Here is a 14,650-nt window from a genome sequence, read left to right as displayed (position 1 = left end):
CATCTGCCAAGGCTAAATACTCCCTAGTGACCGATAGAGAAGCAGTACCGTGAGGGAAAGGTGAAAAGCACCGCGGGAGCGGAGTGAAAAAGAACCTGAAACCGTGCGCTTACAAGAAGTCAGAGCCCAATTAAGGGGTGATGGCGTGCCTTTTGTAGAATGAACCGGCGAGTTACGTTTGCATGCAAGGTTAAGTTGGGAAGACGGAGCCGCAGCGAAAGCGAGTCTGAATAGGGCGAAAAAGTATGCAGGCGTAGACCCGAAACCGTGTGATCTACCCCTGTCCAGGGTGAAGGTGCGGTAACACGCACTGGAGGCCCGAACCCACGCACGTTGAAAAGTGCGGGGATGAGGTGGGGGTAGCGGAGAAATTCCAATCGAACTCGGAGATAGCTGGTTCTCCCCGAAATAGCTTTAGGGCTAGCCTTGGAGTCGAGTATCATGGAGGTAGAGCACTGATTGGGTGCGGGGCCCGCGAGGGTTACCAAGTCTAGTCAAACTCCGAATGCCATTGATATATATCCAGGAGTCAGACAGTGAGTGCTAAGATCCATTGTCAAGAGGGAAACAGCCCAGATCATCAGCTAAGGCCCCCAAGTGTGTGTTAAGTGGGAAAGGATGTGGAGTTGCACAGACAACCAGGATGTTGGCTTAGAAGCAGCCACCATTTAAAGAGTGCGTAATAGCTCACTGGTCGAGTGACTCTGCGCCGAAAATGTAACGGGGCTAAACACACCGCCGAAGCTATGGCAAGTCGTAGGTTTCACTTCTTCTTTGAAGAAGTGTTTAGCGACGATTAACATTCGTCGAAATCAACCGCTAAGGTTGTTCAAGAATTCGACTAAATGTATGTTCTTCAGCTAAACACAAACCATCGAAGTTGAAGTGAAGCCTACGAATTGGGTAGGGGAGCGTTGAATACGGGTTGAAGTCATACCGTAAGGAGTGGTGGACTGTATTCAAGTGAGAATGCCGGTATGAGTAACGAAAAGATAGGTGAGAATCCTATCCGCCGTAAGCCTAAGGGTTCCTGAGGAAGGCTCGTCCACTCAGGGTAAGTCGGGACCTAACGCGAGGCCGAAAGGCGTAGTGGAAGGACAACAGGTTGAAATTCCTGTACCACCGTAGTTGTTTGAGCGAAGGGGTGACGCAGAAGGATAGTGACGCGGACTGATGGATGTCCGTCCAAGCAGTGAGGCTGGTGAGTAGGCAAATCCGCTCATCGAAAGGCTGGGCTGTGATGGGGAGCGAAAATTGCAGTAGCGAAGGTCATGAGTTCAGGCTGCCAAGAAAAGCCTCTAGTGAGACGAAGGTGCCCGTACCGCAAACCGACACAGGTAGGCGAGCAGAGCATGCTAAGGCGCGCGGAAGAACTCTCGTTAAGGAACTCGGCAAAATGACCCCGTAACTTCGGGAGAAGGGGTGCCCCGGTAGGGTGAATAGCCCGAGGGGGCCGCAGTGAAAAGGCCCAATCGACTGTTTAGCAAAAACACAGGTCTGTGCAAAGTCGTAAGACGACGTATACGGGCTGACGCCTGCCCGGTGCTGGAAGGTTAAGGGGAATGGTTAGGCGTAAGCCGAAGCTATGAACCGAAGCCCCAGTAAACGGCGGCCGTAACTATAACGGTCCTAAGGTAGCGAAATTCCTTGTCAGGTAAATTCTGACCCGCACGAATGGCGTAACGAATTGGGCGCTGTCTCAACGAGAGATCCGGTGAAATTTTAATACCTGTGAAGATGCAGGTTACCCGCGACAAGACGGAAAGACCCCATGGAGCTTTACTGCAGCTTGATATTGGACTTTGGTACGATCTGTACAGGATAGGTGGGAGCCTAGGAAGCATGAGCGCCAGCTTGTGTGGAGGCGCCGTTGGGATACCACCCTGATCGTATCGGAGTTCTAACCTGTCGCCCTGAATCGGGCGAAGGGACCGTGTCAGGTGGGCAGTTTGACTGGGGCGGTCGCCTCCTAAAGCGTAACGGAGGCGCCCAAAGGTTCCCTCAGAATGGTTGGAAATCATTCGAAGAGTGTAAAGGCAGAAGGGAGCTTGACTGCGAGACCCACAAGTCGAGCAGGGACGAAAGTCGGGCTTAGTGATCCGGTGGTACCGAATGGAAGGGCCATCGCTCAACGGATAAAAGCTACCCTGGGGATAACAGGCTTATCTCCCCCAAGAGTCCACATCGACGGGGAGGTTTGGCACCTCGATGTCGGCTCATCGCATCCTGGGGCTGAAGTAGGTCCCAAGGGTTGGGCTGTTCGCCCATTAAAGCGGTACGCGAGCTGGGTTCAGAACGTCGTGAGACAGTTCGGTCCCTATCTGTCGCGGGCGTAGGAAATTTGAGAGGAGCTGTCCTTAGTACGAGAGGACCGGGATGGACGTACCGCTGGTGTACCAGTTGTTTCGCCAGAAGCACCGCTGGGTAGCCAAGTACGGAAGGGATAAGCGCTGAAAGCATCTAAGCGTGAAGCCCCCCTCAAGATGAGATTTCCCAAGTAGTAAGACCCCTTGAAGACGACGAGGTAGATAGGCTGGGGGTGGAAGTGCAGCAATGCATGGAGCTGACCAGTACTAATCGGTCGAGGGCTTATCCTAAATGATTCGTAAGATGAGAAACTTTCTATCCAGTTTTGAAGGTGCAAACCTTCAATATAAAACTTACATTATTGTAAGTAAAACTATTGACAAGTCCATGATTATTCAGTAATATGGACAAGTCGAAAAAATGTGGCGGTGTAGCTCAGCTGGCTAGAGCGTACGGTTCATACCCGTGAGGTCGGGGGTTCGATCCCCTTCGCCGCTACCATATGGAGGATTAGCTCAGCTGGGAGAGCATCTGCCTTACAAGCAGAGGGTCGGCGGTTCGATCCCGTCATCCTCCACCATTAATGCGGAGCTGTGGTGTAGAGGCCTAACATGCCTGCCTGTCACGCAGGAGAACGCGAGTTCGAATCTCGTCAGCTCCGCCATTTTAATGCAAAAAAATTATAAAAATGTGGCTCGGTAGCTCAGTCGGTAGAGCAGAGGACTGAAAATCCTCGTGTCGGCGGTTCGATTCCGTCCCGAGCCACCACTAATTTGTGGAGGCTTAGCGAAGTGGCCAAACGCAGCAGACTGTAAATCTGTTCTCTTACGAGTTCGGTGGTTCGAATCCATCAGCCTCCACCATTTTCTCTTAATTGAGAGCCATTAGCTCAGTTGGTAGAGCACCTGACTTTTAATCAGGGTGTCGAAGGTTCGAGTCCTTCATGGCTCACCATTTTTTACAAACTAGAGAGGTAACTCTCTTTTTTTGTTTTAAATACTATTGATCATGCTAATCTGTAAACTTAATAATAACGGTAGAGTGGCTTGAAGCAAACTTGTTTCAAGCCACTCTTTTTCATTTTATGCACGTTAAAAAATTATAAATATTAGCTAATTTATTGGAAAGACATGTAAACCTTTGGAAACTACACTATTAGTGTAACGATAAATTGAAAGGGGTTACAAAATGAAAAAAATAGCCGTAATGATGATTGTTACTTTACTGACTGTAGTACTTGCTGCTTGTTCCTCAAGCGGAAGCAGCGGTAAGGGGAGTGTTGGTATTGCGATGCCAACGAAATCTTCTGAACGCTGGGTTGCTGACGGAGACAATATGAAGAAGAAATTTGAAGAACTCGGCTACAAGGTTGACTTGCAATACGCAGAGGATGTTATTGAAAACCAAGTCTCACAGATTGAAAACATGATTACGAAAGGAGTAGACGTATTAGTTATTGCAGCGATTGACGGTGAATCCTTAACAGAAGTATTACAAAAAGCAGCAGATGAAAAGATTGCAGTAATTTCCTACGACCGTTTAATTCGTAATACTCCTCATATTAGCTACTATGCAACGTTCGATAATTTTAAGGTTGGCGTGTTACAAGCAAGCTATATTGAAGAAAAGCTTGGTTTAAAAGAAGGGAAAGGACCATTTAATATTGAGCTATTTGCTGGCTCACCTGATGATAACAACGCATACTTCTTCTTTAATGGAGCTATGAGTGTACTACAACCGTATATCGACAGCGGTAAATTAGTTGTAAAGAGCGGTCAAACACAAATGGAGCAAGTTGCAACTCTTCGTTGGGATGGTGCAACTGCACAAGCGCGCATGGATAACTTGCTAAGCGCAAACTACACAACGGATCTCGTACATGCTGTACTTTCTCCATATGACGGCATTAGTATCGGTATTATTTCTTCACTTAAAGGAGTTGGCTATGGTTCAGCAGATAAGCCTATGCCAATCATTACAGGTCAAGACGCAGAGCTTGCATCTATAAAATCGATTATTGCAGGTGAACAAACATCTACAATCTTCAAAGATACTCGAGAGCTAGCTAAAGTAGCAGTTTCTATGGCGGAGGCTGTGTTAGAAGGTAAAGAAGCGACAGTTAACGATACAGAAACCTATGATAACGGTGTGAAGGTTGTTCCATCTTACCTTCTTGAACCTGTAAGTGTTGATATTACAAACTACAAAGAAGTGTTGATTGATTCAGGCTATTATTCAGAAAGTGACTTTTAATTATAGGTGAAGTAAAAAAATGACTTGGTAATCACGTATTACTAAGTCATTTCTATTCCTATCCATTCTATAGAAATGGGAGTGTGTCGATTGGAAAAGATAATCTTAGAAATGCGGAGTATTACGAAAACATTTCCAGGTGTAAAAGCACTTCATAACGTGAACTTAAAGGTGCGTGAAGGTGAGATTCATGCACTTATGGGGGAAAATGGAGCAGGAAAATCAACGTTAATGAAGGTGCTATCCGGTGTATATCCATCAGGAAGCTATGAAGGTGAAATATTCTTTGATGGCCAGCTTTGCCAATTTAGAGATATATCAGATAGCGAGCGAAAAGGAATCGTTATTATTCATCAGGAGCTGGCACTAATTCCATTGCTATCGATTGCAGAAAATATCTTTTTAGGCAATGAACGAGCAAAGAAGGGAATCATTAATTGGCATGAAACTGAGCGCGAAACAAAGAAACTGCTAGAAAAGGTTGGTTTATCTGAACATCCAACAACACTAGCCGGTTTAATTGGGGTCGGTAAGCAGCAGCTGGTGGAAATTGCGAAAGCTCTTTCGAAAGAGGTTAAGCTGCTTATTTTAGATGAGCCTACTGCCGCTCTGAACGAAGAGGATAGTGAAAACTTGCTGAACTTGTTGCTGCAGTTTAAGGAGCAGGGATTAACTTCAATCATAATATCTCACAAGCTTAATGAAATTATGAAGGTAGCAGATGCGATTACAATCTTGCGCGATGGTCAAACGATAGAAACGCTGTATATGGATAAAGATGAAATTACCGAGGAACGAATTATTAAAGGGATGGTTGGACGCGACTTAACGCAACGTTATCCGACAAGACATGCGAATATCGGCGAAACATTCTTTGAAGTTCGCAATTGGACTGTACAGCATCCTACACAAGCAGGACGAATCGTCATAGATAATGTCAATTTTCATATAAAAAGAGGAGAAATTGTTGGGGTTGCAGGCTTAATGGGTGCAGGACGGACTGAGCTTGCGATGAGTATATTTGGCGAAAGCTACGGCATTAAAAAGAGCGGAGAAATTAAGAAGGACGGCAAAGTTTTACAGATTAAGTCGATAAGTGATGCAATCGAAGCAGGAATTGCTTATGTAACTGAAGACCGTAAAGAATATGGATTAATTTTAATTGAAGATATTAAGCGCAATATTACGCTTTCCAATCTTAAGCGAATTTCCAAGTATCAAATTGTAAATGATCATCAGGAGCTAAAGGATGCAGAAATATTTCGTCAACGTTTAAGAATCAAAACACCGAGCGTTCATCAGATTACAGGTAACTTGTCCGGCGGTAACCAACAAAAAGTAGTGTTAAGCAAGTGGATTTATACAGAGCCAGATATATTGTTTTTAGATGAACCGACAAGGGGGATTGATGTCGGAGCAAAATATGAAATTTATACGATTATTCATGAGCTTGCAAATGAAGGAAAAGGAATATTAGTCATTTCCTCGGAGCTGCCAGAACTGCTAGGTATTTGCGATCGCATTTATGTAATGAATGAAGGGCGCTTTACAGGAGAAGTTACGCGAGCAGAAGCAACTCAGGAGCTGCTCATGAAATATATGACGAAAGGACGGAATGGAGCATGATCGAGACGATCAAGACACTTGTTAAAAACAACATAAGACAATATGGAATGTTTGTAGCTTTAATATTAATCATGCTGTTGTTTGAAATTATTACGAATGGTACGTTAATGAAGCCATTAAATATAACAAATCTAGTATTGCAAAACAGCTATATTCTAATTTTGGCAATTGGTATGCTATTAGTTATTATTACAGGTCATATTGACTTATCAGTTGGGTCAGTTGCTGCATTTGTCGGGGCAGTGTCTGCGATAATGATGGTAAATTATCAAGTCCCTTTTATACTAGCTATAATTATTTCAATCATAATTGGTGCGCTTGTCGGGGCATGGCAAGGATTTTGGGTGGCGTATGTACGAATTCCTGCATTTATCGTAACGCTGGCTGGTATGCTGCTGTTTAGAGGGTTAACGATGCTTGTACTAAATGGACAATCGGTAGCTCCTTTTCCTGATGGGTTCCGTGCGATTAGTACAGGGTTTATCCCGGATATTAATCATGGCGGCAGCCTACATCTGGTAACCATTTTTTTAGGCGTGTTTCTTTCAATTTTGCTTATTGTATTTGAATGGAGAAGACTATCGATAGAGAAGAAATATGAATTAAAAACAACTCCGATGCTAGTTGTAATTGCTAAGCTGGTAATATTAATCGCAATTATTAATTATTTTTCTTATATCTTTGCTTCTTATAAAGGTTTGCCAAATATCTTTATTCTATTATTTATTTTAATTGCGCTATATAGTTTTGTAATGAAGAAAACGGTAATCGGTCGTCATATTTATGCGCTGGGCGGCAATGAAAAAGCAGCAAAGTTATCTGGGGTAAAAACGAAAAAATTAACGTTTTGGGTTTTTGTAAATATGGGTGTTTTGGCAGCTTTAGCAGGTCTAGTATTTTCTGCACGGTTAAATGCAGCGACTCCTAAAGCGGGTGTCAATTTCGAGCTGGATGCAATTGCAGCGGCATTTATCGGAGGAGCATCGGCTACTGGCGGTGTCGGTACGGTCATTGGTTCGATTGTAGGCGGTTTAGTAATGGGAGTCATGAATAATGGAATGTCGCTAATTGGTTTAGGTATCGATTATCAACAAGGAATTAAGGGGCTTGTCCTATTGTTTGCGGTTGCCTTTGACCTATATAATAAAAATAAATCTTCTCATTAATAGGGAGATTTGGTGTCTATTGTAACTGATTGCAATGAACAGTTGGGGGTCAATGGTGATGAAGAAGCTCTTATTTCTGTATCTGATTGTCATTTTGGTTGCGTTTTCATTTTTTTATACGATGTTTATCCGAGGCAGCGATTCAGAAAGTTTAGAGCGTGAAGTTGGACTAAAGGGCTCCATGGATGAAAAGTATGTAATGGTCAACTTTTTAACAGGCATTGACTATTGGAAAAACGTTTTAAAAGGATTTGAGGATGCGGCGTCTTTGCTAGGCGTTTCTATCGAATATAAAGGTTCAACCCAATATGATGTGCAGGAACAAATTATTGTGCTAGAGCAAGTGATCGCGAGAAATCCGGCAGGAATCGCCTTATCGTCGATGGACCCTATTGCGCTAAATGAAGCAATTAATAAAGCGGTTGATGCCGGAATTCCAGTTGTCATGTTTGATGCGGATGCTCCTGCAAGTAAAGCTTATTCGTATATCGGAACGAACAACTTTAACGCAGGTGAAACAGCAGCACATAAAATGGCAGAGCTATTAGATAGTCAAGGAGAGGTTGCCATTATTACATTAATCAATCAACAAAACCATATAGAGCGAACCGAGGGCTTTGTCACGACAATAGCTGAACATTATCCTGGCATGTCAGTTGTAGCGACAGAGGATGGAAAGGGTGATTTGTGGACGAGTGAGCAAATCGCAATTGAACTAATCGAGAACTATCCTGAGCTTAAAGGAATCTTTGTTACTGAAGCGAATGGCGGTATCGGAGTAGGGCATGCCTTAATGTCTGAAGGAAAGGTTAATGAGCTTGAAGTAATTGGCTTTGATACCGATAAAGGCACTTTAGATATGATTAAGTCAGGTGTATTGTCCGCGACAATTGTACAAGGTACATGGAATATGGGATACTGGTCGCTTATGCAGCTATTTCATTTAAATCACCAGCTTGTTGAACCGATTTCTAATCAGCAGGACACAGGAGTATCACCGCTTCCGATTAATGTCGATACGGGAGTATCAGTAGTAACTAAGGAAAATGTCGAGCATTTCTATGTCAAATAGAAATAGAGATTAAAGGTTAAGGAGTGATTCGATGTTTTCCAAGTGGCTACAGATGAATAACTGGTCAATTCGTGATAAGTTAATTATTCATTTTTTGTTGATTAGTATACTTCCGTCTCTTTGTATTACACTTTTTATTTCATGGACGGTTAGCAATATATTAGAGAAGCAGTCGAATACTCATTTGCTGCAGGTCATCGGCAACGTTAGCAAATCGTTAGATGTGCAAGCAGGCAGCATCCAAAATATTAGCTACTTTATTTCAATGAATCAGGATGTGCAACGATTTTTGGATGAGGGCAGTGAGATGCTGCGGGAGGATGAAGAACGGATTCGACTTCATCGTTTTTTACAGAGCTTTAGTACGCTTTATTCAGAAATTGCTGGCATTATGGTAGTACGTAATGATGGTCAATATTTGAGCAACGATATGTATGCCAGAAGTGATAAAAATTTAGCAGAAGAATATTGGTATCATGAGGCGATTGCAGCCCGTGGCATCTATAAAATTATTGGGCATCCAGTAAATCGAAATGTAACGACGCATGTAAATTACAAGGATAGTGAGATTGTTTCGGTTGTTCGAGCAATTCAAGAGCCTGGCACTGGAAATACGAAAGGTGTAGTTTTAATCGATCTTAAGCTGAGAACCATTGCGGAGATGCTTGGAGACGTTAAGCTGGGGAAAAGCGGCTATTTGCTTGTCGTTGATGAAATAGGAGATGTCATTTATGAGCCGCAATACGCCTACAGCTTCGTGCCGAGCCAATATAAAGAATGGCAGGAGAAGACATCAGGCAGCTTTAATGTAGACATCAATAAGGAGCCATATCATATTTTATACCACACCTCTAACTTTACGAATTGGACGACAGTTGGGGTATTTCCAATGAGCGATACTTTGCAGGCAATTAAAGATGTAAATAAGTATTTAGTGTTGTTTTTCTTTTTGCTTTGCGTGATTGGTATGACGGCATCACTCTATTTATCCACTTCGATTTCTCGCCCAATTACAAAGCTTGCATCCATGATGCGTAAAGTGGAAGAAGGTAATATGAATATACCGCTTTTAGCTGAACGTAAGGATGAAGTAGGGGTACTCGGCAATAGCTTTCACCATATGATGCAACAAATTAAAAAGCTATTAAAGCAAGTGGAGGAGGAGCAGCGAAAGAAGCGCGAAGCTGAATTAAGAAGTTTGCAAGCTCATATCCAGCCCCATTTTCTATACAATACATTAGATACGATTCAGTGGCTTACCCGTAAAGAAGGAGCACATGAAGCGACAGAAGTTGTAGGTGCATTGTCAAAGTTATTTCGTATCGGACTAAGTAAAGGAAATGAGATCGTACCTCTAGTTGATGAAATTGATCATATACGGAGCTACCTCTTTATTCAAAAGACAAGATATAAAGATAAATTGAATTATCACATAGAAGTAGATGAGCAATGTAACAGATTATATGTATTGAAAATCATTCTTCAGCCGATTGTAGAAAATGCGATTTACCACGGAATTAAGGAACGCAGAGGTCCAGGCAATATATGGATTAGTGTTAACTTAGAGCAAGGCAATCTGAAGCTTGTTGTGAGGGATGACGGGAAAGGGATGGATGAGGCAAGATTGTCAAACTTGCGAAAATCACTGTTTGGTGAAAGTGTAGAACGTGATTATATTCCAACTCCGACGCTTTCTCGCGGCGGTGAGCTTGTAGGATATGGTTTAAGAAATGTTCAGGAACGAATTCGATTAACTTTTGGTGCGAGCTTTGGTATTTCAATCGAGAGCGAGCTGCATCAAGGGACAACAGTAACGATTACACATCCGATTTTGACTCAGAAAGGCAGTGAGTGGCATGACGAAAATGTTAAAGGTTATCATAGCCGATGATGAATACATTATTCGTGAGGGCATTGCCCAATCTGTTAACTGGGAAAAACTTGGTTTGCAGCTAGTGGCTGAGGCAGAAGATGGTGAAGAAGCGCTAGAGCTTGCACTTAAGCATGCTGTTGATATGATGCTTGTGGATTTAAGTATGCCGATAATGAATGGGTTGGAGTTAATAAAACAGCTTAAAATAAAACTCCCTAAATGCAAGGTAAGCATTATAACAGGACATGATGAGTTTGCTTATGCCCAAGAAGCAATTAAGCTGGATGTTGAAGAATATATTTTAAAGCCAGTCGATCCGGCGCATTTAGAAGAAACATTAATTTCAATGATGAAAAAAATTGAGCATGAGCGAGTCCATGAAAAACTGCTTGAACAGGCTTCTTATCAAATCGATAAAAATTTACACCTGCTCCGTGAAAGATTTGGTCAGGAATGGATTAAAGGAGAAGTTGAAGAGGATGAACTGCTGGAGCAGCTTCAATTTCTAAAGCTTCCAGTTGATGATCCACAGCGATTAACGCTCATTACCTGGGATGCAGCGCAGCCACAAAGAATCCATTCGGAGCGGGATAAGCAATTAATTCGTTATGCAATTGAAAATATTGTGCATGAATATATGCAGAAGCAAGATGAGCACTACTATATGTTTCGAGATGAACGTAATAATTTCGTTATTATAAATTATGCATGGAGCAATGAGTCTTGGTTTGACGATATTTTAAAGCTTGTGCAGCAATTTTTAAAAATTGAATTAAAATATAGCTCGATCGCTTTATTTTATGGTTCAAAAAGTGTACATCAAGCTTATCTTGAAGCAAAGCATGAACTGCATTTAGAACATAAGCTAACCCCAATTATTAAACATGCAAAGCAAATTATCGATCAAAGATATTGGGAAAGCGCACTCTCCTTAGAGAAGCTGGCAGTTCAATTAAATGTTACAAGCGTCTATTTAAGCCGCTTATTTAAACAGGAGCTAGGCTTAAATTTTGTGCAGTATCTTACATATGTACGCATGAAGCATGCAATGCAGTTATTAAAGCAATCGTCCTTATCGATCCAGGAGATTTCACATCAAGTAGGCTATGATACGCAGCATTATTTCAGTACAGCATTTCGTAAATTAGTGGGCGTTTCGCCTAATCAATTCCGCAAACAATGAAAAAGGTTGGACATTTCGTCCAACCTTTTTTGTATATCTCATTACTTTTTCAAGTAGCTAACGATTTCGTTCACAACGCCTTCTAATCTTGCCTCAATTTCAGGTTCGATCGTAAATTGATATTGACCGTCTTCTGTTTCTGTGCGTGTCACAGTGCTGTCTGTTGCGTAAACCGTTTTCGTATAATGGTTAGCGCCCATAGAAGCAAGCATTGGTTTTAGCGCATAATCTACTGCAAGCATATGCGCCATCGTTCCTGCAATAAATACAGGTGCGATAAGTTTATTTTCAAAGCCTTTTTGTGGAAGTAAGTCGATATAAGCTTTTAATACTCCAGGATAGGATGCTTTATAAACTGGACTTGTAATTACAACTGCATCGGCAGCAGCTACTAGCTCGTTAGCAGCGATAATACTAGGACTGTTAAAATTAGCATACACAAGATCTTCTGGAGGTAAATCAATCACTTGAATCAACGCAGTTTGCAGGTCTGCTTGAGCCAGTGCTTGACGAACATAATTGGTTAATCCATTTAGGCGAGAATTGGCACTAGGACTGCCAGATATTATAACAACTCTTGACATGTAATGGTTTCCTCCTACTTCATTACTTATAAATGCAAGTAATCTGATTAATTTAATATGAATATTCATTTACCAAAGGTTAACACGAAGCTTAGATAGCGTCAAGAAAGGAACGATTTAAGTATATTTTATCGAAAGAATAAAGCTTGGTACAGTATATCACCAATGATAGTGAAATTTATTCATCAATCGAATATATGTTACAATATATTTAAACCGAGAATCAGGAGAGTGCAGCGAATGATTTCACTTGATCTGCAAAAGCAACTAGAGTACATACTAAATTGTACGATTATAATGAGCAATCGAAGTCTTGAGGATATGTACAAGTTTATGGGCCCTTCATTCGAAAACGCTACGATAGAAAAAGGTAAATTTATTGAAGGGACTAGAGATGTCTGGTTAGTAATTGAGCTTCATGCTGATTATTGTGAGATCATTGAGTTCATTGGAAGGAAGCTAACCACAACTGAGCAACAACTTATTGTTATGCTAATTTTTAATAAACCAAGCACAATTGTTGAAAATCAATATGCTGGTATGACTAAGCAGGAAAAGCAAGCGACTAAGCTTGGCGAATGGTTGCAAGAGCAGATTGCACGTGGAACGACAACAGGTTATATTCCTGATCACCTTGTATTGGCAAATTCCTTTTACAATGAGATGCTGCCGATATTACTTGTAGCTGATGGTTCCTCCCAACTTAAAAATAGCTATTCTGAACTGGACAAGCTGTTACGTTCATTTTTATCAGAGGATGTTGTGTTAATTCCGCTTGGTCATGATGAATGGTTAATATGGGGACCAATGAGCTTGCTTAAAGATGAGGAAAGCAGTGAGCTAGAGCATGAAGAAGATGAAACAATAGAAGATTTACTGACGAATATCGTATTAGGGCTGCATGATATGCTTGCCTCAGAATGGTTAGGTGAAAGTCAGCTTGCCATTACTTATCCTATCGCACCTGCTAAAATGATGATCGAAACAGTAATGACGTTACGTGAATCGATCAATATAGGTCGTAAATTTCATCCAAGCAGTAATATTCATTTGCCGTGGATGTTGCGGCTTGAGTCATTGTTGTATGCTATTCCAGAGGCTCAGCGGCAAAAGTATTTAGAGCAATCTTTAAAACGAGCCGAGCTTTTTGTAGAACCTGAAATGCTGGCTACCCTAGACACATTCTTTAGCTTAGATTGTAACGTAAGTGAAACTGCGAAAAAGCTGTATATTCACCGCAATACATTACTATATCGATTAGACAAGCTGAAGCAGGAAACAGGTCTTGATGTCAGATTATTTAGAGATGCGGTATTAGTTAAGATTATTTTGCTATTGTACAAAGTTACGAAATCGTATTAATTTTTTTGTAAGGTATGTGCATAGTCATCTGCCTACAGTTAGGATAAGATAGGTACATAAGAAAATTTCACTTAGGGGGAAATAACATGGCTGGCGTTCGTTTAGAAGGTATTTACAAAAGATATCCTGGAAGTGACAGAGCTTCTGTAACTGATGTAAATCTTGATATCAAAGATAAAGAGTTCCTAGTTCTAGTTGGTCCGTCTGGTTGCGGTAAATCTACAACTTTGCGTATGATTGCGGGACTTGAAGAAATCTCTGAAGGTAAACTATATATCGGTGACCGTCTTGTGAATGACGTAGCTCCTAAAGATCGCGACATCGCGATGGTATTCCAATCCTACGCGTTGTATCCACATATGAATGTATATCAAAATATGGCGTTCGGTTTGAAACTTCGTAAATTCAAAAAAGCTGATATCGACAAACGTGTTCGTGAAGCAGCTAAAATTCTTGATATTGAACATTTGCTAGATCGTAAGCCTAAGGCTCTTTCTGGTGGTCAACGTCAACGTGTTGCGCTTGGTCGTGCGATCGTTCGTGAGCCACAAGTATTCCTTATGGACGAACCACTTTCTAACCTTGATGCTAAACTTCGCGGTCAAATGCGCGCGGAAATTTCTAAACTTACAAAACGTTTGGAAACTACAACTATCTACGTAACGCATGACCAAATCGAAGCGATGACAATGGGTGATCGCATCGTAGTTATGAAAGACGGTTTCATTCAACAAACAGCTTCTCCAGAAGAACTATACAACCACCCAGTAAACATTTTCGTTGCTGGTTTCATCGGATCTCCTTCCATGAACTTTATTAACGGTTCTCTATCTGAACAAGGAGGAGAAGTACATTTCAGAACTTCTGGTGTAGATATCGTTGTTCCTGAAGGTAAAGCATCAATTCTTCGTTCTAAAGGTTATATTGGTAAAGATGTTGTTCTTGGTATTCGTCCAGAAGACATTCATGAAGAGCCAGTATTCCTTGAAGCTTCTCCAAAAACAGTAGTTAGTGCGAACGTAGAGGTTGCTGAAAACCTTGGTCACGAAATGTACCTATACCTAAACGGTATCGGTTCAGAGACTGTAATTGCTCGTGTTGACGGTCGTTCTACACTTCGTGATGGTGCAAATGTTAAACTTGCACTAGATATGAACAAAGCTCATATCTTCGATAAAGAAACTGAGCTTAACATTTTCGAAAACTAATAAAACTTTTATTAGT

The 14,650-nt window shown here is 41.6% G+C and carries 9 protein-coding genes, 6 tRNA genes and 1 rRNA gene (1 of these 16 running past the window's edge); 15 read left to right on the top strand and 1 reads right to left on the bottom strand.

The window, feature by feature from the left end; genetic code table 11:
* From AC2TDL_RS07700 to AC2TDL_RS07640, 13 genes are all read left to right on the top strand, one after another.
* Positions 1-2,597 (top strand): 23S ribosomal RNA (locus AC2TDL_RS07700) (it extends 461 nt beyond the left edge of the window).
* A gap of 134 nt (positions 2,598-2,731) precedes the next feature.
* Positions 2,732-2,808, top strand: a tRNA-Met gene (locus AC2TDL_RS07695).
* A 3-nt stretch (positions 2,809-2,811) separates the two neighbouring features.
* A tRNA-Val gene (locus tag AC2TDL_RS07690) sits at positions 2,812-2,887 on the top strand.
* Between the two features lie 7 nt (positions 2,888-2,894).
* A tRNA-Asp gene (locus AC2TDL_RS07685) sits at positions 2,895-2,971 on the top strand.
* 28 nt (positions 2,972-2,999) lie between these two features.
* Positions 3,000-3,075: transfer RNA gene (locus AC2TDL_RS07680), tRNA-Phe, on the top strand.
* A 9-nt stretch (positions 3,076-3,084) separates the two neighbouring features.
* Positions 3,085-3,170: transfer RNA gene (locus AC2TDL_RS07675), tRNA-Tyr, on the top strand.
* A 15-nt stretch (positions 3,171-3,185) separates the two neighbouring features.
* Positions 3,186-3,261 (top strand) — tRNA-Lys (locus AC2TDL_RS07670).
* 234 nt (positions 3,262-3,495) lie between these two features.
* Positions 3,496-4,560 carry a multiple monosaccharide ABC transporter substrate-binding protein gene (gene chvE / locus AC2TDL_RS07665; RefSeq protein WP_484699929.1) on the top strand — a complete coding sequence of 355 codons (1,065 nt, stop codon included), beginning with the start codon at positions 3,496-3,498 and terminating at the stop codon, positions 4,558-4,560.
* A 90-nt stretch (positions 4,561-4,650) separates the two neighbouring features.
* Positions 4,651-6,186, top strand: coding sequence for a multiple monosaccharide ABC transporter ATP-binding protein (mmsA, locus tag AC2TDL_RS07660; protein WP_484699926.1), 1,536 nt, complete (start codon positions 4,651-4,653; stop codon positions 6,184-6,186).
* Positions 6,186-7,352, top strand: coding sequence for a multiple monosaccharide ABC transporter permease (mmsB, locus tag AC2TDL_RS07655; RefSeq protein ID WP_484701102.1), 1,167 nt, complete (start codon positions 6,186-6,188; stop codon positions 7,350-7,352). The genes mmsA and mmsB overlap by 1 nt, the downstream gene beginning before the upstream one ends.
* Positions 7,353-7,410: 58 nt before the next feature.
* Complete coding sequence (locus tag AC2TDL_RS07650) at positions 7,411-8,424, top strand: substrate-binding domain-containing protein (RefSeq protein ID WP_484699924.1); 1,014 nt, start codon at positions 7,411-7,413, stop codon at positions 8,422-8,424.
* Positions 8,425-8,455: 31 nt separating this feature from the next.
* A complete protein-coding gene (locus tag AC2TDL_RS07645) occupies positions 8,456-10,315 on the top strand; it encodes a cache domain-containing sensor histidine kinase (RefSeq protein ID WP_484699922.1) in 1,860 nt (619 codons plus the stop codon).
* A complete protein-coding gene (locus tag AC2TDL_RS07640; RefSeq protein ID WP_484699920.1) occupies positions 10,281-11,480 on the top strand; it encodes a response regulator in 1,200 nt (399 codons plus the stop codon). The genes AC2TDL_RS07645 and AC2TDL_RS07640 overlap by 35 nt, the downstream gene beginning before the upstream one ends.
* Before the next feature lie 41 nt (positions 11,481-11,521).
* Here AC2TDL_RS07640 and ssuE read toward each other — a convergent pair whose 3' ends face one another.
* Entirely contained in the window at positions 11,522-12,064 is a 543-nt protein-coding gene (gene ssuE / locus AC2TDL_RS07635) for an NADPH-dependent FMN reductase (protein WP_484699918.1), read from the bottom strand.
* Between the two features lie 240 nt (positions 12,065-12,304).
* On the opposite strand from ssuE, the gene AC2TDL_RS07630 reads away from it, so the two are divergent.
* Together AC2TDL_RS07630 and AC2TDL_RS07625 are read left to right on the top strand one after the other, a co-directional pair.
* A complete protein-coding gene (locus AC2TDL_RS07630; RefSeq protein ID WP_484699916.1) occupies positions 12,305-13,426 on the top strand; it encodes a PucR family transcriptional regulator in 1,122 nt (373 codons plus the stop codon).
* Positions 13,427-13,512: 86 nt separating this feature from the next.
* On the top strand, positions 13,513-14,634 hold the full coding sequence (locus AC2TDL_RS07625) for an ABC transporter ATP-binding protein (RefSeq protein WP_484699914.1): 1,122 nt from the start codon (positions 13,513-13,515) through the stop codon (positions 14,632-14,634).
* Positions 14,635-14,650: the final 16 nt, after the last annotated feature.

The sequence above is a fragment of the Paenibacillus sp. plas6 genome, from assembly GCF_057221655.1.
The sequence above is the reverse complement of the archived record's forward strand: the minus strand, read 5'-3'. Positions and strand labels throughout refer to the sequence as shown.